We start from the raw sequence: 17,297 nt of genomic DNA on the forward strand, positions 1-17,297 counted from the left end.
CCCCTCCCGCCTGCGGGAGGGGGAATGACGGCTCCCCCCCCCACTCAGTCTGGCGAGGCTTGAATTTGTCCATGCTGGTTAAGCGCAGGTTTCGATCGCTTCGAAATCGCTCCGCGAAGCGCGGTCTGGCCGAAACGGGAGAGGGCGGGCTGCGAGGCTCGCCTTTTTTCTTGAGGGCGGTATCGCGTCAGGCGATTGGCCGCTTGCGGCGGGCATCTTCTACTGGGGACGGGCGCATCGCCGCCCATGCTTATCCCGTCGCATTCGGTTTGCGCCTCATGCCGCGTGGAATGCGCCGTGCCGCGCGACCGCGACGCGGTTGCGGCCGGAGCGTTTGGCTTCGTAGAGCGCCATGTCCGCCACCGCCAGCCAGCTTTCGCCGGTCGGCCAGTCGCCGCGCAGTTCCGCCACGCCGAAGCTGACCGTCACGCGCAGCGGCGGCGGGCCGGGGATTTCGGCCGCGGCAATCGCCTCGCAGAAACGTTGCGCGGCGCTGGCGGCGTCTTCCTCTGCGGTTTCGGGCAGCAATATGCCGAATTCCTCGCCGCCCAGCCGCCCCAGCGAATCGCTGGGCCGTTGCAGGCTGGTGCAGAGCCGGGCGATGCCCCGGATCACTTGGTCGCCCGCGGGATGGCCATGGGTGTCGTTGATCCGCTTGAAATGATCGATGTCGAACAGCAGCAGGCTGGCGGGCCGCTCATGCCGTTCGAACAGGGCGATGGCGCGGTTCATTTCGATGAGGAAGGCGCGGCGGGTCAGCGCGCCGGTCAGATGATCGCGTTCGGCGATGCGGCGCAGTTCCAACTGTTCGACCACCAGTGCGGCCAGATTCTTGAGGATGGCGATCTGGCCGGGGTCGAATTCCCGCGGCACGGTGTCGATGGCGCAGAGCGAGCCGATATTATAGCCGTCCGGCGTCTCCAGCGGGATGCCCGCATAGCTGCGGATATTGGGATCGCCCATGACGAGCGGATTGTCGCGGAAGCGGGCGTCCTCCTGCGCGTCGGTGACGACCATCGGCGCCCGCTGGCGGATGGTGTGGTCGCAAAAGGCGATGTCGCGGGAGGTTTCGCCGGCATCCAGACCGGCCCGCGACTTGAACCATTGCCGTCCGGCGTCGACCAGCGAGATGGCGGAAATCGGCACGCCCAAAATGCTGCGGACCAGATCGGTGATGCGGTCGAAGGAGGGTTCCCTTGGCGTGTCCAGAACGTCGTAGCGTTCCAGCGCGGCCATGCGCGCCGGTTCGTCGGTCAGCTTGGGATCGAGCATTGCCAATGCACCTCAATGGCCGGCGCAGCCGATCCTGCGGCCCGCGACTCTCGTTGAACCTTTATCTCACGATAATGGCTTGGCGATGTTTAACAAAGACTTGGCGGGCACGACCCGCCTCATTCCTCGCCGAACTTGTCCTCGACCAGCGTCACCAGCTTGCCCAGCGAATCGGCCGCCTCCGGGCCGGTGGCGCTGATCGTGATGCTGTCGCCCATCGCCGCGCCCAGCATCATCAGCCCCATGATGGAGGTTCCGGTGACTTCGCTGCCGTCCTTGCGCACGGTGATCTGCGCGGGCAGGCCGCTGGCCAGGGTCACGAATTTCGCGCTGGCGCGGGCGTGCAGGCCCCGCCGGTTGCTGATCCTGACTTCCTGGCTGATTTCGCTCATGTGGTGCTGCCCAACAGTTCCGATGCGACGCTGATATATTTCTGGCCCGCCTCCCGCGCCGCCGCCACGGCCTGGCGCACGTCCATGACCTTGCGCGCGCTTTCCAGGCGGATCAGCATGGGCAGGTTGATGCCCGCGATCACCTCTATCTCGCCCGCCTTCAGCAGGGAAATGGCCAGGTTCGACGGGGTGCCGCCGAACAGGTCGGTTAGCAGGATCACACCCGACCCGTCATTGACGCGCGCGACCGCGTCCGCAATGTCGGCGCGGCGCATCTCCATGTCGTCCTCCGGCCCGATGCAGATGGTCTCGATCTGCTGCTGCGGACCGACCACATGTTCCATCGCGACGACGAATTCCGTCGCCAGCGCCCCATGGGTGACGAGTACCAGTCCAATCATCTTGCTTACGTGGCCCACCTGTTCTTCATGGATATGCTTTCGGGCCTCCCGGTCTGCGCTTCTCCAGGGCGTCCTGGGGCGCTGATTCCATATTGCGGTGCGAGACCGTGGGCGAAAAGCCCGCATCTTGCAAGTCTCTGGCGATGCGTTCGGCGACATGGACCGACCGATGGCGGCCCCCGGTGCAGCCGAACGCCACGGTAATGTAGCTTTTCCCGCCCTCCGCATAGCGGGGCAGCAGCAGCGTCAGCAATTGTTCGATCCGCTGGACGGCCTCCTCATAGGCGGGGTCCGCCATGACATAGGCGGCGACGTCGGGGTCCAGGCCGGTCTTGGGCCGCAGCGCCTCCTCCCAATGCGGGTTGCGCAGGAAGCGCATGTCGAACACCAGGTCGGCGTTCAGCGGCACGCCCCGCGAATAGCCGAAGGACATGATCGTCAGCACCGGGTCCGACAGCCCATCGCGGGAGAAGCGGTTGCGGATTTCCTGCTGCAAGCCGTTGCTGGTCAGGCTGCTGGTGTCGATCACCTGATTGGCCCAGCGGCGCAGCGGTTCGGTCAGTTCCCGTTCGCGGGCGATGCCGTGGCGGGCGGGGCGGTCGGTCGCCAGCGGATGGCGGCGGCGCGTCTCGGCGAAGCGGCGCTCCAGCTCCGCGCCGGAGCAGTCGAGGAACAGCGTCTCCACGTCATGGCCGTGGCGGGACCGCAGCGCCTTGATCCGCTGGACGATGGCGGCGGCGTCGAAACCCCTGGTTCGCGCATCGATGCCCAGCGCCAGCGGACGGTCCGTCCCCTCCTCATGCCCCTCCGGCAGGGGAGTGTCGAGCAGCCGGTCGAGCAGCACGAGCGGCAGATTGTCGACCACTTCCCAGCCCATGTCCTCCAGCGTCTTGAGCGCGGTGGTCTTGCCCGCGCCCGACAGGCCGGAAACGAGCAGGATGGTCTTCGGCGTTTCGAAACTCACGATGGGCTCGCGCTCTTCAGGCCCATGTTCCTGACTGCGAGTTCCACCTTGATCGGGGCGGACGCTTCGAACGGGGCGAGGCGGACGACGGGGATGTCGACGCCCGCGATCGATCGTTGCACGGTTTGCGGCGGCATGCGCTCCACCGCGTCGCTCAGGTCGACGGCCAGGGCGACGGGGGCGTTGTCCGCATGGGGCATGTCGACCAGGCCCAGGCCGCGCACTTCCATCATCCCGGCGATCCGGTCGGGGGCGCGGGCGAACAGGCGGCCCTCAATCTCCAGCAGGCGGGTATAATCGTCGCTGACCAGAACAGCGCCGCGATCGATCAGGCGCAGCGCCAGGTCGGACTTGCCCATGCCGCTGGGGCCGCAGAGCAGCACGGCCCGGCCGTCAATCGCCACGCTGGTCGCATGCAGGGTTTCGCAAGAGGGTGTCGACGCCATATCGCCTTATCGCTTTGACGTCATATTAGCCCGTCTTGGCGCTGGGGGAAATCGAATTAACCGAGGGGGTTCTCATTATGGGGCGGTTATCAAATCCTCCCTGCGCCGAGCGTGGGGAGGGGGACCATGCGAAGCATGGTGGAGGGGAAATGGCGTGACCTGCRTATCTTCCCCTCCACCAGCCTTCGGCCGGTCCCCCTCCCCATCTCTCGATGGGGAGGAATAGGATAGGTCGGCAAACCACCCAATTTCCGCTTCACTCCGAAACAATGCCCGGATCGCGTTCCACCGCCATGGGCAGGCGCATGATGAAGCAGGCGCCGCTTTGCGCGTCCTGGCGGTCGGCGATGCTGATCTTGCCCTGATGCCCCTCCACGATGGAGCGGGCGATGGCGAGGCCCAGGCCGCTATGCTTGCCGAACGCCTCGCTTTCCGGGCGGACGCTGTGGAAGCGGCGGAAGACATGTTCGCGTTCGGATTGCGGGACGCCGGGGCCTTCGTCCTCCACGCTGACCAGCACCTCATTGTCCGCCACCGTCGCGACGATCTGGACCAGTCCGTCATCGGGGGAGAAGGAGATCGCATTGTCGATGAGGTTGTCGAGCACGCGGACGATCCGCTGTTCCTCGCCCAGCACCACCGCGACGTTCCGGCGGGGGCGGGCGAAGGCGAGGCGGACGCCGCGGGGCACGCCGCGGGCTTCGCGGGCCACCACCATCCGCTCGATCAGCAGGCCCAGGTCGATCGGCTCGAACCGGGTGCGCGACAATTGGGCGTCGATGCGGGAGGCCTCCGCAATGTCCGTCACCAGGCGGTCCAGCCGCCGCACATCGTCCTGCGCGATGGCCATCAATTGGGCGCGCAGTTCCGGCTTGTCCACCCGGTCCAGCGCGTCCAGCGCGGAACGCAGCGAGGCGATGGGGTTCTTGAGCTCATGGCTGACGTCGGCGGCGAAGGCGTCCGTCGCGTCGATCCGCTGGCGCAGCGCATGGCTCATGTCGGACAGGGCGCGGGCCAGCATTCCGATCTCGTCGCGCCGGTCGGGCAGGCGGGGCACGGTGACTTCGCGGGCGCGGCCGAGGCGCACGCGCACCGCGGCGCGGGCGAGGCGCTGGAGCGGCTGCACGATGGTTCGCGCCAGGAACAGCGAGAGCAGCACCGACGCCAGCACCGCCGCCGCCAGCACCATGCCCAGGCGGAAGCGTTCGGCCCGGACGATGCGGGTGATGTCGCGGGCGTTTTCGGTCGCCAGCAGGCCGGTGCCGTCCTTCACGTTGACGGCGGCGGAGATCATGAAGGTGCGGTCGGGCGCATAGCGGTTCGCCGCCTGGGTCCGGCCGCTTTTCCGCGCCACCACCATTTCGGGCCAGGCCTGCGCCCGGTCGACCGCCGGCTCCTCGAAATTGGGCGGCCGGTCGGCGGAGACGATGCGGTCGATCACCTTGTCGAGGAAGCGGGCGACATGGCGCTGCCATCCCTCCTCGGCGGGCAGGCGCAGGCGATAGCGCGGGGCGTTCATGGCGAAGCTGTCGGCGATCAGCCGCCCCTCCGCATCATAGCGGCGGACGCGGTCGCCGGTCTGCCGGGCATAGGCGGCGATCAGCGCATCCTGCCGGTCCGCCGGCGCATTTTCCAGGCCAATGGCGAGCAGCTTCAATTCGCGGGCCGACTGTTGCAGCCGGTCGTCGACGATGCGGGTGCGGTAGCTGTCCAGGTAGAAGAAGCCGCCCGCCAGCAGCGCCAGCGCGAACACGTTGACCGCCAGGATGCGGGGGGTCAGGCTGATCCGGCCGGACCAGCTCCACCCCGCGCCCGCGTCATGCTTCTTCGGAGAAACGATAGCCGGCGCCATAGAGGGTGTCGATTGCGTTGAATTCGGGGTCGACTTCGCGGAACTTGCGGCGAAGGCGCTTGATGTGGCTGTCGATGGTCCGGTCGTCGACATAGACGTCGTCCTGATAGGCCGCGTCCATCAACTGGTTGCGGTTCTTGACCACGCCAGGGCGGGTGGCGAGCGTTTCCAGGATCAGGAATTCGGTGACGGTCAGCGTCACGTCCAGGCCCATCCATTTGACGCGGTGGCGGGCCGGGTCCATCTCCAGCCGTCCGCGCACTATGGGTTCGGCGACCGGCTCGTCGGGCGCGGCATCCGCCTTGCTGACCTCCGCCCGGCGCAGGATGGCCCGGATGCGCGCGATCAGCAGCCGCTGGGAGAAGGGCTTGCTGATATAATCGTCCGCCCCCATGGCCAGGCCCAGCGCCTCGTCCAGCTCATCGGCCTTGGACGTCAGGAAGATGACCGGCATATGGCTTTTTTCCCGCAGCCGCCGCAGCAGTTCCAGCCCATCCATGCGCGGCATCTTGATGTCGAACACGGCAAGGTCGGCGGGATTTTCGATCAGCGCCTTCAGCGCCGCCTCCGGATCGGAATAGAGGCGCGTCAGAAACCCCTCCGTCTGCAATGCGATGGAGACGGAGGTCAGTATATTCTTGTCATCGTCCACCAGAGCGATGGTTGCGGTCATGCTGTGTCCCGAAAAATCGTCGGCAATGGGAATGCCCCTGCGTTAGACGAAGGCGGCTGCCCCCGCAAGGAAGGTCCGGCGGCGGGTTATGCGGTGTAGCCGTGGGAATTCGGGATAAACGCAGCAGTTGCGGAGTTTTCCGGGGTTTGACGCGCCTTATGCAAAGGCTTATGCCCGATGCGTCTGCAGCAGACGGTGCCAGCGGCCTGAAGATCGCGGCGTCGGGAGGCGGACCGGCCGTAAGCATATAATATGGCGGCCGGAGATAATGATATTCAGGAGTAAAGGCGTGCAGGCCAAATCCCCTTTCACCCTCGATCAGCAGGGTATTTCCACCAGCGCTGATCAATATTGGAATCTGGGCACCGCGCCGCTGGTCGAAGCCGCGCTTGCCAATGGCGAAGGCATTTTGGCCAAGGACGGCCCGCTGGTCGTCAAGACCGGCAAGCATACCGGCCGGTCGGCGAGCGACAAGTTCATCGTCCGGGACGCGGAAACCGAATCCACCGTCTGGTGGGGCAAGACCAACGTGCCCATGACGCCGGAGCATTTTGCGGCGCTGAAGGCCGATTTCTTCGCCGCGCTGGGGCAGAAGGACAAGCTCTACATCGCCGATCTGTTCGGCGGATCGCAGCCCGAACATCGCGTCAACGTGCGCGTCATCAACGAATTCGCCTGGCACAACCTGTTCATCCGCACGCTGCTGGTCCGTCCGGGCGCGGAGGAGCTGGCCGGCTTCACCCCCGAATATACGATCATCGACCTGCCGACCTTCCAGGCCGATCCGGCCCGCCACGGCAGCCGCAGCGAAACCGTCATCGCGGTCAACTTCACCGAGAAGCTGATCCTGATCGGCGGCACGCGCTATGCCGGCGAGATGAAGAAATCCGTCTTCGGCATCCTCAACTATCTGCTGCCCACCCGCGGCGTGATGCCGATGCACTGTTCGGCCAATATCGGCCCCGATGGCGACACCGCCGTCTTCTTCGGCCTGTCGGGCACGGGCAAGACCACCCTGTCGGCCGACGCCAGCCGCACCCTGATCGGCGATGACGAGCATGGCTGGTCGGACACGGCGGTCTTCAATTTCGAGGGCGGCTGCTACGCCAAGATGATCAACCTGTCGGCCGAGGCCGAGCCGGAGATCTTCGCCACCACCAAGCGGTTCGGCACGGTGCTGGAAAATGTCGTGATCGACGAGGAAACCCGCGAGATCGACCTGGACGACAACAGCCTGGCGGAAAACAGCCGCGGTTCCTACCCGATCGACTTCATCCCGAACGCGTCGGAGAAGAATCTGGGGCCGGTGCCGAAGAACATCATCTTCCTGACCGCCGATGCCTATGGCGTTCTGCCGCCGATTGCGCGGCTGACGCCGGAACAGGCCATGTATCACTTCCTCTCGGGCTATACCGCGCGCGTCGCGGGGACCGAGATCGGCGTGACGGAGCCGACGGCCACCTTCTCCACCTGCTTCGGCGCGCCCTTCATGCCGCGTCATCCCTCCGTCTACGGCAATCTGCTGAAGGAACGGATCAACAAGGGCGGCGTCACCTGCTGGCTGGTCAACACCGGCTGGACCGGCGGCAAATATGGCGTCGGCAAGCGGATGCCGATCAAGGTGACTCGCGCCCTGCTGAACGCCGCGCTGGACGGCAGCCTCAACAATGCCGAATTCCGGGTCGATCCGAATTTCGGTTTCCAGGTGCCGGTATCGGTGCCGGGCGTGGATCCGACCATTCTCGATCCGCGCGCGACCTGGGACGACAAGGCGGCCTATGACGAAACCGCCGGCAAGCTGGTCAAGCAGTTCGTCGACAATTTCGCCCAGTTCGAGGACCATGTCGACGCATCGGTGCGCGAGGCGGCCCTGACCGCCGCCTGACGCCAAGGCGATCCGCGAGGAAAGGGGGCCGGGGGAGCGATCCTCCGGCCTCTTTCGCTTCCTGTCGGCGGGGCGGGATGCTATCCTGCATCAAATCATTGGCGGGATATGTCCTATGTTTGACGATTTGCTGAGAAATCTGGGCGGCCTGGAAGCGGTCGCCGCGAAGATCGGCCTTCAGCCCGAACAGATGCAGGCGCTGATGAGCGAGATCGGCGGCAAGATCGCGGCGGGCGAGACCGACGTCGCCGCGCTGGCGACCACGGCGGCCGAACATGGCGTGTCGGCGGACAAGTTGCAGGAACTGTTCGCGCAGTTCGGCGGGCCTGAGGCCATATTATCCAGGATCGGCGGCCTGTTCGACAGGGACGGCGACGGCAATCCGCTCAACGAACTGGGCGGGCTGGCGAAGGGACTGTTCGGCTGATCTCCGTCATCCCAGCGAAAGCCGGGATCTCAGGCAATAGGGCACGACCTGGCCCCACGAGATCCCAGCTTTCGCTGGGATGACCTGTTTGGCAGGAATAGCCGGGCATACCCCCGATGGGGTATGCTTTTGGATAGGGAAGCGGTTATGAACTTGCGCGGGGACGGGCGTGTCGGCGCTCCGGAGCAAGGGAAATCATCATGGTGGGGGTCATGCTGCGCGGCAGCGCCGTTATTGCGGCGATCTTGAGCGGCAATGCGCAGGGGCACAGCTCATTCGGGCCAAGCGAATGGATGCAGGACGGCGCCTGCATGCCCGCCTATCGGGCCTTGCATGCGTCCCGGCCGCGCAATCTGCCCTGCTGCGTTCCGGCGCGCCGGGCGGCGCCGCTCCCTTGCCCCCGGTCCTGATGCCGGCGCGGATGATCGCCAGCTTTCGCGCCGACAAGTTTTTTTCGCCTTGCCTTGGAACGTCCCAGGGGGCATTCGCGCTGCATAGCTTATTGCGAAGCCCACGCAACTGACGCTCCTACCCGGCGACAGTCGCCCTGGATTTGGCAGGGGAAAAGGTTTTGAACGACGTGACGATCGAAAAGCCGGTGCTGGAACCGACCGGCGCGCTATCCGTGGAAACCGTGCTGTCGGTGCGGCATTGGAACGAACATCTTTTCAGCTTCCGCATCACGCGGCCGGCAAGCTTCCGCTTCCGGTCGGGCGAGTTCGTGATGATCGGGTTGCAGGGCGACAATGGCAAGCCGCTGCTGCGCGCCTATTCGGTCGCCAGCCCCGCCTGGGACGAGGAACTGGAGTTCCTGTCGATCAAGGTGCAGGACGGGCCGCTGACGTCGAAGCTGCAACTGATCCAGCCGGGCGACCAGATCTATCTGGGCCGCAAGCCCACCGGCACGCTGGTGACGGACGCGCTGCTGCCGGGCAAGCGGCTGTTCATGCTGTCGACCGGCACGGGGCTGGCGCCCTTCCTCAGCCTGGCGCGCGATCCGGATGTCTACGAGTTCTACGAGCAGGTCGTGGTGGTGCATTCGGTCCGCCGGGTGAGCGACCTCGCCTTCCAGGACGAATTGTCGGGCAAGCTGGCGGACGATCCGCTGGTGGCGGAACAGGCGGCTAGCCAGTTCCATTATGTGCCGACCGTGACCCGCGAGCCGTTCCGCAACAATGTCCGCATCGACAAGTTGGTCGAAAGCGGCGCGCTGTTCGAGGGCATTCCGGGCGAAGCGAGGTTCAACCCGGAAACCGACCGGATCATGATGTGCGGCAGCATGGAGATGATCAAGCAGTTCGGCGCCTATTTCGAGGAACAGGGCTTTGCCGAGGGTTCCAACGCCGCGCCGGGCGCATATGTGATCGAGCGCGCCTTCGTAGGCTGATCGGCCGAGGGATCGAAGGGACAAGCGCCAACAGGTGACGCCGTCCTTGAAGACCATCAGGGCCAGGGTGGTGCGCTGACGGGGGCCGAACCGCCGGTGCAGCATTTGCCCGCAGTCGGTCCGGACGGCGGCATCGACGCTCCAGTCGCCGCAAAGGCGAGCGCGGCAAGACCGTGGCGCGCCCGCAAGTCTGGAGCAGCAGCGGATTTCGGAGCAGCCGCGCCGTCGCGTCGCAATCAGCGGGATGGAGGGAGGAGCGATTTCAGCGCGCTTCGCAACCGATCCGGCCTGAAGGGCTTTACCAGGCGCGGCACATTCGCGAAGCGGGCGGGGATGGTCCAGTCGTCATAGCCGGTGGCGAAAGCGAAGGGGATGCGCTGCGCCGCCAGCGCGTCGGCGACAGGGAACGCCATGTCGCCGCACAGGTTGACGTCCAGCACGGCAAGGTCGATCCGCGTTCCCGACTCGATCATCGACAGCGCGTCCGCGACGCGGGGCACCGGGCCAAGGATCACGGCATTGTCCTGCGTCAGCGCCTCGGCAAGGTCGGTGGCGATGAGATATTCATCCTCCGCGATCAATATGCGGCAATCCTGCAATGCAGCTTCCGTCATCTTCCACCGCCTTCATCCCGCAGCGGGACATGGGCCGCCAATCCCCCGCGCAGCAGGGAACGCCGGGGACTCGACTTCGCCGAGCAGCCTGGCGCGGACCTGCGCCGCAGCTTGTGCCTTCTGGCCCATGATCTTCCCTGTTGCGCCATCATGGTAACGCGCCCGCAGGCGAATCGGGCCTAAAATAAGTCGCTTGCCCTGAACTTTTTTCCCGACGGCTTCATTGCTCCCTTGGAAAAGCGAAGCCTGCCCGACAGGGACATCAATGCGGCCGAGGCATTGGCCAGGCGAGTGGATGCCCGAATGGCTGTGCCGTCCATGGCGACAAGGCCGAAATCGACGAACCGCCGGACTCCGGAACGGTTAATCGTCGGTTTCCGCGACGCCGTTGCGATTGTCGTCCTCGCCGACGGAGCGGCTGCCCAGATGGCCGGTGCCGTGATAGCCGATCTCCGTCTGGCCGCCATGGCCCATGCGGCTGCCGAAGTCGTTTTTCGACTTCCTGCGTCCATGCGGATAGGGCGCGCCGGCGCTTTGCCCGCCCGGACTGGCGGCCGACATGTCAAGATCGCTGACGCCGTCGGGATGGGATCGCTTGCCGCCATCCTGCGGTTGCATGCTCCTGTCCTCGCCTTCGTCGTCATCGGCGGGCGCCATGTCCGCGCCGCCCGCCTCCACGAAGGCGGTGCCGGATATGTCCTCGACCTCCGCCCGCACGCCTTTGATGTGGCGGCGCCGCTGCTCCTTGCCGGCAGGCTCGTCGGCGGCGCGTTCGCCGCGCCAGCCCTGTTCGGGCGGGGCGGCATCGTCCTTTATGGGCGATCCTTGCCCTTGCAGAAATGCGTTGCGGTCGTTCATCGCGATTCTTCCCGAAAATATTTTCTCTCCGTCACCAACGTTCCGCGTCGCAGGGCGATCCGCATGGCGGGTTAAACTGGATCAGTTTCCGGCGGCCTTTCCCCTGTTCCGGCGGACGCCGATCTCGAAGGGCGAGTTTTCGGAAGAACACAGCGGGAATATCCTGGATCGGTTGGCTGTAAACTGAATTATCGCTCCATCGCGGATCGCGGAACGCTTGCTGCCGGCGCGGCTTAACTGCCCTTGTTCGATGTGGGAGCAGTCATGGCCAGGGCGAATAGAAGCATCCGGGCAAGGGTTCGACTGCTCGTCGGCGCGGCCATCGAGACGGCGGGGATCGCCGCGCTGTGCATCCTGGCCCATGCCTGGCTGACCGGCGCGTCGCTTCGCCCGGAGGCTGTCATGGCCGCGATGCTGGGCGCGGGCGCCATCGTCCTGATCGCAGGGAGCGTGATCGCCTGCGTCGTTCCCATCCTGCACGGCGATTTCAAGCAAGGTCAGCCGCGAATTCGCGGCAGTCGTTTTTCATCCGGCAATGGAGCCTGAGGAGATCATTCCATGTTCATGCATAACAAGCGGCTTCAATATACGGTGAGGGTTTCCGAGACCAATCCCGCGCTCGCCTCCCTGCTGCTGGAACAATTTGGCGGGCCGGACGGAGAACTGGCGGCGGCCATGCGCTATTTCACCCAGGGACTGGCCGAGGACGATCCGGGGCGGAAGGACATGCTGCTGGACATCGCGACTGAGGAACTCAGCCACCTGGAAGTCATCGGGTCGATTGTCGCCATGTTGAACAAGGGCGCGAAGTCGGCCCTGACCGAAGCGTCGATGGAGGAGGCGGAACTCTACATGTCGCTGAACGCAGGCGGGAACAGCCATACCCAGTCGATCCTCTATGGCGGCGGGCCGTCGCTCACCAACAGTTCGGGCGTTCCGTGGACCGCCGCCTATGTCGACAGCCGCGGCGATCCAACCTGCGACCTGCGGTCCAACATCGCCGCCGAAAGCCGGGCCAAGATCATCTACGAACGGCTGATCAACATCACCGACGATCCGGGCGTCAAGGATGCGCTGGGCTTCCTGATGACGCGGGAGGTTTCGCACCAAAAGAGCTTCGAAAAGGCGCTCTATTCGATCAAGGACAATTTCCCCGCCGGCAAGCTGCCCGGCCTTGCCCCCTATGCCAGCCTCTATGTCAACGCGTCCCAGGGCGAAGGCGATGCGGTCGGCCCCTGGAACACGGGCGAGCAGTGGGAGCGGATCGACGATATTGAGAGCAGGTTGCCTCTCGATGGCGGCGACGGCCAGGCGTCGGTCGCGCTCCCCGAGCAGGAGATGCAGGACTTCGCGGCGATGACCGAACGCCTGAAGTCCGATCCCAACGCCAATCCGGTGACCGGCGCCGATCTGGGCGGCGGGCCGGGCGCGGGCAAGCTGAGCGACGAGGATCTGGGCGGGGCGAGCGACATGGAGGACGCCCGGTCGCAGGCCGCCGCGAAACGCCCCTTTCCGTCGGGCGAGGAATGAGATGGTAGGGGACGCCTTGCGACGGAGCGCGGGAGAGCAGGCCAGCCGTTGAGCATCGACCTGTCGCCGGTTCTGGCCGGCACGACGGCCAGCCTGCTCGCGGGCGCGGCGACCGGATTGGGCGGATTGCCCCTGCTGGGCATCGGCCGGTCGGCGCTGCGTTACCAGGGCGCGATGCTGGGGTTCGCGGCGGGCGTGATGCTCGCCGCGTCCTTCTTTTCGCTGATCGTGCCTGCTGTCGGCATATTGGATCGGCAGGGCGTCGGTTCCTGGCCCGCGGCAGGGACTGTTGCCGCCGCGGTGCTGGTAGGCGGGCTGCTGCTGCTGGCCCTCAGCCGTTTTTCCCTGGAGCGGTTCACCACTGCCGAGGGCTTGGACCGGATCGGCCATCGCATCTGGCTGCTGGTGGCGGCGATCACGCTCCACAACGCGCCGGAGGGGCTGGCGGTCGGCGTCAGCTTCGCGCGGGATGCCGGGGGAGAGGGCTATGCCACGGCGCTGGGCATCGGCATTCAGAACATACCCGAAGGCTTTGCCGTGGGGAGCGCGCTGGCGTTGCGCTACCCGCCGATATGGGCCTTTGCCGGAGCGCTGGCCTCAGGGTTGGTGGAGCCTGTCTTCGGGGCCTTGGGCGCGGCGCTGGTGCATCGCTACGCCATGCTGCTGCCCATCGCCCTGTGCCTGGCGGCAGGCGCGATGATCAGCGTCGTGATGGACCAGATCGCGCCGGAACTGGGCGAGGACGGGCAGTCGGCGCAGGCGAGCCTGCTGGTCGGCCTTGCGGTCATGGCCTGCCTTGACATTGCGCTGGGTTGAAGGCGGTTCGGCGCGGCGCCAGGCTCGCGGAGTGAAAAGCGCGGCCGCGCTAACATAGGGTTGCGACACCGGAGTCCTCCTTCGGCCCGCCGGGCGTTGTCGCAGCGACAGCCCTGTAGAAGGAGAACCCCATGCCTTGTTCCAGCATGCCGCGTCCCGCATCCACTGCCATGATCCTGATTGCGGCCTCCGCCCTGCTTTGCGCTTGCAGCCCCGCCGCGCAGAATGAAAATGGCAGGGTGCCGGGCGGGACCAACCAGCAGGAGGCGATCAATGCCGCCGGCGACATGGGCGGCGCGAACGCGATGCCGGGCATCGGCGCTCCCGGCGCGGGCGGCAACGGGACGCAGCCATGAGCGGCGGCGGCGCGTTCCGGCCCGGCCTGCCCGCCTTCCTGGCCCTGCTGGTCCTTTCCGGCTGCAACCAGACCGACGGCGCGTCGGAGCAGGGGCCGGCCAATGGCAGCGCCACGGTGGCCAAGCATTATGAAGGGCCGAAGCCCGAAGGCGTTTCCCGCCCCGACGAGGCGGTCACCACCACCTTCTACATCCCGCAGGCGGCGATCGGCGACATGTATGAGATGGAGGCGGGCAAGATCGCCATGGTGCGCGCCCGCGCGCCCGAAGTGAAGGCATTTGCGCGGATGATGGTCGCCGACCACCAGCGGAGCAGCGATCGGCTCCGGCGCTTCGTCGCCGACAATCCGGTCAACATCGCCATTCCGCGGAATATCGATGCGCGTCGCCGGGCGATGCTGGGCCAGCTCAACGGCGCGGGGGACCGGGAATTCGACAGCGTCTATGTCGGCCAGCAGGCCGCGGCGCATCTGGAGGCGTTCAACCTGCAAAGCAGCTATGCCAGGCGGGGCGATTATCCGGCGCTCAGGAAGATGGCGGGGGAGATGGTTCCCGTGATTGCGGCGCACCGCAAGCAGGCGGAGGCGCTGGACGCCAGATTCGGTCCGACCGCGCGGTCGGTTCCGGCCGGGCAATGACGCGCGGAGGTTATCATAAGTTAATGTGCGGCTGAGGCGACGCGCCTATCCCTTTCCCTGGGGGCGATATTGTCGCAGGCGCAAGAACAATGGACCGGATCTTCACGAACGTCGCCACCAGCAGCGCACGGCTGATGGGACAACCCCATGCTTTCATCCTGTCGACTTTGCTGATCATTCTATGGGCCGTGTCGGGGCCGTTTCTTCACTACTCCGACACATGGCAGTTGATCGTGAACACTGCGACGACGGTGCTGACCTTCCTGGCCGTCTTCCTGATCCAGAACAGCCAGAACCGCGACGGCGCGGCCATGCAGGCGAAGCTGGACGAGATCATCCGGTCGCTGGACAAGGCGCGGGTGGAATTCGTCGGCATCGAACATCTGACCGACGCGCAGATCGCCGCGATCCGAGACGCGCTGGAACGCGACATCAAGGACAAGTCCGGCCGCGAAGGGTCGATCGGACCCACGGTCGAGCGCCTGCTCCAGCGTTATTGAGCGGCGCTATGCGGCGAGGCGGCTCAGCTTGAACCGGATTTCCATCGTCAGGCCGGCATCCTTCCACGATCGGACGAGGGTGCCGCCCGTGCCCTTGAGCGACGCCTGTTCCAGCGCCGTTCCGAAGCCTTCGCGATCCGGCGTCCGGTCCAGGCGGGGGCCGCCGCATTCCGCCCAATGGATGATCGCATCGTCATCCTGAACGCTGACGGTGACGTCCAGCCGGCCGTCCGGGGTCGAGAGCGCGCCATATTTGGCGGCATTGGTCGCCAATTCGTGCAGCAGCAGCGCGACCGAGGTGAACGCGCCGCCGCCGACGGGCAGGTCCGTGCCCTTCACGAATATGCGCTTGCGCTCATCCGCCAGTTCGTGGGGAGCGACGATGGCCTCCAGCAGCGAGAACAGGGTGGTGGAGCTTTCCGTCGTCCCTTCATTGTCCAAGTCGGGCAAGGTGAGTTGATGCGCGGCGGCGAGGGCCATCAGCCGCGCCGTCAGGTCGCTTGTCAGTTCCCCGACATCATGCGCGCCGCGCGCGCTCAGCGCCACCAGCCCTGTGGCCAGGGCGAAAAGATTTTTGACGCGGTGACGCATCTCCTTGAGCAACAGCATCTGTTGCGCGGCGGCGCGTTTCTGGGCGGTGATGTCGCGGGCGATTTTCGAGGCGCCCAATATCTGCCCCGCCGCGTTGCGGACGGGGGACACGGTCAGGGATATTTCGATGAGCGTGCCGTCCTTGCGGCGGCGGACCGTCTCGAAATGATCGATCCGCTCGCCGGCGCGCAGGCGCGCGAGGATATGCTCCTCCTCATGCAGGCGGTCTTCGGGAATGACGATCGTCACCGGCCTGCCGATCGCTTCCTCGGCGGAATAGCCGAACAGGCGGGACGCGCCCCGGTTCCAGGTGGTGATGACCCCGTCCAGCGTCTTGCTGAGAATGGCGTCGTCGGAATTTTCCACAATGGCGGCCAGCCAGGCTCCGGCGTCGATTTCCGATGTCCTGTCCGACCTGTCTGCCTTGATCGCTATATCCGGTAGATCCGACAATCCTGCTTCCTTGCGTCCGCCCTGTCGGGCGCTAGAAGGCTGCATGGAAAGCCAGCCTCGATGGGCCGCTTATAATGGCCGTTCATTGCTGTGCACTTAACCAGATTAAGCATCCGGTCGTGGTCGCGCCGGCTTTTTCCCGGCCGTCAACGCACCTGTCGCTCCGGAACGGGCGGGGCCTGGTGACAAGCCATGCCCTCCGGCTCCATGGTGGTGGGGGAGCCGAGCGAATGGGAAGGCGGATCGTCGGATTTGCGCGGATCGCCGGGGAACACCGGCAACATCTTCCCGGTCTTCCGGTCCAGTGCGCGGGCCACGACGATGTCCGCCACCGTCGCGCCCATGACGAAGGCGATCGGCGCCCAAAGCGGCCGGCGCCGGCTGGCGAGCGCGAGCGCCGCAAGGTCCAGCGCATCGCCGGCCACGCGGTTCCAGACCCGCGTGGAATGCGCCGGCGCTGCCAGGATGCCGGCGCCGGACAGCAGTTCGCGTGCGCCGAACAGTCTTATCGTGGCGCGGGCGGCGGCATGGTCATGGCCCAGCCGCCTGGCGATGGCGCGCGGCCGGACGACTTCCGCCAATCCCAGTCCTATGGAGAAAAGACCCAGCCCAAGGCTCCAATGCTTCGGTTCCATCTGCAACCAGCCTCCTGGGCAGGAGAACGGCGGGTCGCGAAGGCGGGTTCCCGATGGCGCCGGATGCCTTCTAATGCATGTTAGGGCGGATGTCCTATGTTCCGGCGCGCAATGGCGGAGTTCGGACGAGGAATATCATCGACCTGAATGAAAACTGATGAACTGGCGGAGGATGCGACAGTCGGCATCCGCTTCATCCAAGTGGAACACAGCCGCCTCATGGTTCGTTCTCGCGTCCTCAAGAAACGAATACAGGAGAGTATATGCGTGAGATCAGTTTTTCCATGCGTGCTTTCGCTGCCGCATCAGCCCTGTTCCTGGCGAGCACGCCCGCAATGGCCGGCGACGAGGAGCGCGCTCTTGCCGCGATTGCGCAGGCCCAGGGCAAGATCGACGCGGCGGGCAAGCTGAAGGCCGGCGACTTCGATCCGGCGGTGCTGGCGAAGGCGCAGGCGTCCCTGCGTCTGGCGCAGGAGCAGCTCAAGAGCGGCAAGGAGCAAGCTGCCATCCGGGCGGCGGTCGAGGCGCAGCAATTTGCCGATACCGCGATCGGCGAAAGCCGCCTGCGCGCCGAAGCCGATGCGCGGATGCAGGCGTCGACGGCCGC

Annotated in this window: 21 protein-coding genes and 1 pseudogene; 11 read left to right on the forward strand and 11 right to left on the reverse strand. The window is 65.8% G+C overall.

Annotated features, from left to right (window positions below):
- Positions 1-276: 276 nt before the first annotated feature.
- The 7 genes from L286_RS42745 to L286_RS42775 all read right to left on the reverse strand — a co-directional run bounded on the left by L286_RS42745 (position 277) and on the right by L286_RS42775 (position 6,000).
- Positions 277-1,272 (reverse strand): sensor domain-containing diguanylate cyclase, encoded by a 996-nt coding sequence (locus tag L286_RS42745; protein ID WP_020818370.1) that lies wholly within the window; start codon positions 1,270-1,272, stop codon positions 277-279.
- A 119-nt stretch (positions 1,273-1,391) separates the two neighbouring features.
- Complete coding sequence (locus L286_RS42750; protein WP_020818371.1) at positions 1,392-1,664, reverse strand: HPr family phosphocarrier protein; 273 nt, start codon at positions 1,662-1,664, stop codon at positions 1,392-1,394.
- A complete protein-coding gene (locus L286_RS42755; protein WP_007687176.1) occupies positions 1,661-2,065 on the reverse strand; it encodes a PTS sugar transporter subunit IIA in 405 nt (134 codons plus the stop codon). The genes L286_RS42750 and L286_RS42755 overlap by 4 nt, the downstream gene beginning before the upstream one ends.
- Positions 2,066-2,090: 25 nt before the next feature.
- Positions 2,091-3,029, reverse strand: coding sequence for an RNase adapter RapZ (gene rapZ / locus L286_RS42760; protein ID WP_020818372.1), 939 nt, complete (start codon positions 3,027-3,029; stop codon positions 2,091-2,093).
- Positions 3,026-3,475 carry an HPr kinase/phosphorylase gene (locus tag L286_RS42765; RefSeq protein WP_007687178.1) on the reverse strand — a complete coding sequence of 150 codons (450 nt, stop codon included), beginning with the start codon at positions 3,473-3,475 and terminating at the stop codon, positions 3,026-3,028. Before L286_RS42765 ends, rapZ begins: the two co-directional genes overlap by 4 nt.
- Positions 3,476-3,731: 256 nt before the next feature.
- Positions 3,732-5,327 (reverse strand): sensor histidine kinase, encoded by a 1,596-nt coding sequence (locus L286_RS42770; RefSeq protein WP_020818373.1) that lies wholly within the window; start codon positions 5,325-5,327, stop codon positions 3,732-3,734.
- The gene (locus L286_RS42775; RefSeq protein WP_013039534.1) at positions 5,293-6,000 is read right to left on the reverse strand and encodes a response regulator transcription factor; all 708 of its coding nucleotides are present in this window, start codon (positions 5,998-6,000) and stop codon (positions 5,293-5,295) included. Before L286_RS42775 ends, L286_RS42770 begins: the two co-directional genes overlap by 35 nt.
- Positions 6,001-6,289: 289 nt before the next feature.
- On the opposite strand from L286_RS42775, the gene L286_RS42780 reads away from it, so the two are divergent.
- The 4 genes from L286_RS42780 (at position 6,290) to L286_RS42795 (ending at position 9,699) form a co-directional block, all read left to right on the forward strand.
- A complete protein-coding gene (locus L286_RS42780) occupies positions 6,290-7,885 on the forward strand; it encodes a phosphoenolpyruvate carboxykinase (protein WP_020818374.1) in 1,596 nt (531 codons plus the stop codon).
- Between the two features lie 115 nt (positions 7,886-8,000).
- The gene (locus L286_RS42785) at positions 8,001-8,312 is read left to right on the forward strand and encodes a hypothetical protein (protein WP_007687182.1); all 312 of its coding nucleotides are present in this window, start codon (positions 8,001-8,003) and stop codon (positions 8,310-8,312) included.
- A 200-nt stretch (positions 8,313-8,512) separates the two neighbouring features.
- On the forward strand, positions 8,513-8,722 hold the full coding sequence (locus L286_RS42790; protein ID WP_007687183.1) for a hypothetical protein: 210 nt from the start codon (positions 8,513-8,515) through the stop codon (positions 8,720-8,722).
- 161 nt (positions 8,723-8,883) lie between these two features.
- Positions 8,884-9,699 carry a ferredoxin--NADP reductase gene (locus L286_RS42795; RefSeq protein WP_020818375.1) on the forward strand — a complete coding sequence of 272 codons (816 nt, stop codon included), beginning with the start codon at positions 8,884-8,886 and terminating at the stop codon, positions 9,697-9,699.
- Between the two features lie 236 nt (positions 9,700-9,935).
- Here L286_RS42795 and L286_RS42800 read toward each other — a convergent pair whose 3' ends face one another.
- Together L286_RS42800 and L286_RS42805 are read right to left on the reverse strand one after the other, a co-directional pair.
- Positions 9,936-10,313 carry a response regulator gene (locus L286_RS42800; RefSeq protein ID WP_020818376.1) on the reverse strand — a complete coding sequence of 126 codons (378 nt, stop codon included), beginning with the start codon at positions 10,311-10,313 and terminating at the stop codon, positions 9,936-9,938.
- 363 nt (positions 10,314-10,676) lie between these two features.
- The gene (locus tag L286_RS42805; RefSeq protein ID WP_020818377.1) at positions 10,677-11,171 is read right to left on the reverse strand and encodes a hypothetical protein; all 495 of its coding nucleotides are present in this window, start codon (positions 11,169-11,171) and stop codon (positions 10,677-10,679) included.
- Positions 11,172-11,435: 264 nt separating this feature from the next.
- Here L286_RS42805 and L286_RS42810 point away from each other — a divergent pair, with 264 nt between their 5' ends.
- The 6 genes from L286_RS42810 to L286_RS42835 all read left to right on the forward strand — a co-directional run bounded on the left by L286_RS42810 (position 11,436) and on the right by L286_RS42835 (position 15,011).
- Positions 11,436-11,717 (forward strand): hypothetical protein, encoded by a 282-nt coding sequence (locus tag L286_RS42810; RefSeq protein WP_020818378.1) that lies wholly within the window; start codon positions 11,436-11,438, stop codon positions 11,715-11,717.
- Positions 11,718-11,729: 12 nt separating this feature from the next.
- On the forward strand, positions 11,730-12,701 hold the full coding sequence (locus tag L286_RS42815) for a manganese catalase family protein (RefSeq protein ID WP_020818379.1): 972 nt from the start codon (positions 11,730-11,732) through the stop codon (positions 12,699-12,701).
- Between the two features lie 48 nt (positions 12,702-12,749).
- The gene (locus tag L286_RS42820) at positions 12,750-13,517 is read left to right on the forward strand and encodes a ZIP family metal transporter (protein WP_020818380.1); all 768 of its coding nucleotides are present in this window, start codon (positions 12,750-12,752) and stop codon (positions 13,515-13,517) included.
- A 131-nt stretch (positions 13,518-13,648) separates the two neighbouring features.
- Positions 13,649-13,873: a hypothetical protein gene (locus tag L286_RS42825; RefSeq protein ID WP_025160899.1), complete on the forward strand. Its 225-nt coding sequence runs from the start codon at positions 13,649-13,651 to the stop codon at positions 13,871-13,873.
- Complete coding sequence (locus L286_RS42830; RefSeq protein ID WP_013039542.1) at positions 13,870-14,511, forward strand: DUF4142 domain-containing protein; 642 nt, start codon at positions 13,870-13,872, stop codon at positions 14,509-14,511. The genes L286_RS42825 and L286_RS42830 overlap by 4 nt, the downstream gene beginning before the upstream one ends.
- Before the next feature lie 89 nt (positions 14,512-14,600).
- Complete coding sequence (locus L286_RS42835; protein ID WP_007687207.1) at positions 14,601-15,011, forward strand: low affinity iron permease family protein; 411 nt, start codon at positions 14,601-14,603, stop codon at positions 15,009-15,011.
- Between the two features lie 6 nt (positions 15,012-15,017).
- On the opposite strand, the gene L286_RS42840 is transcribed toward L286_RS42835, so the two are convergent.
- Both L286_RS42840 and L286_RS42845 read right to left on the reverse strand, forming a co-directional pair.
- Positions 15,018-16,055: a PAS domain S-box protein gene (locus L286_RS42840; RefSeq protein ID WP_020818382.1), complete on the reverse strand. Its 1,038-nt coding sequence runs from the start codon at positions 16,053-16,055 to the stop codon at positions 15,018-15,020.
- Between the two features lie 146 nt (positions 16,056-16,201).
- The gene (locus tag L286_RS42845) at positions 16,202-16,690 is read right to left on the reverse strand and encodes a hypothetical protein (protein ID WP_020818383.1); all 489 of its coding nucleotides are present in this window, start codon (positions 16,688-16,690) and stop codon (positions 16,202-16,204) included.
- A gap of 263 nt (positions 16,691-16,953) precedes the next feature.
- Between L286_RS42845 and L286_RS42850 the strand changes: the two are divergent.
- A pseudogene (locus tag L286_RS42850) lies at positions 16,954-17,297 on the forward strand (hypothetical protein); the annotation flags it as partial.

The sequence above is a fragment of the Sphingobium sp. HDIP04 genome (assembly GCF_000445085.1).
Lineage (GTDB): Bacteria > Pseudomonadota > Alphaproteobacteria > Sphingomonadales > Sphingomonadaceae > Sphingobium > Sphingobium indicum.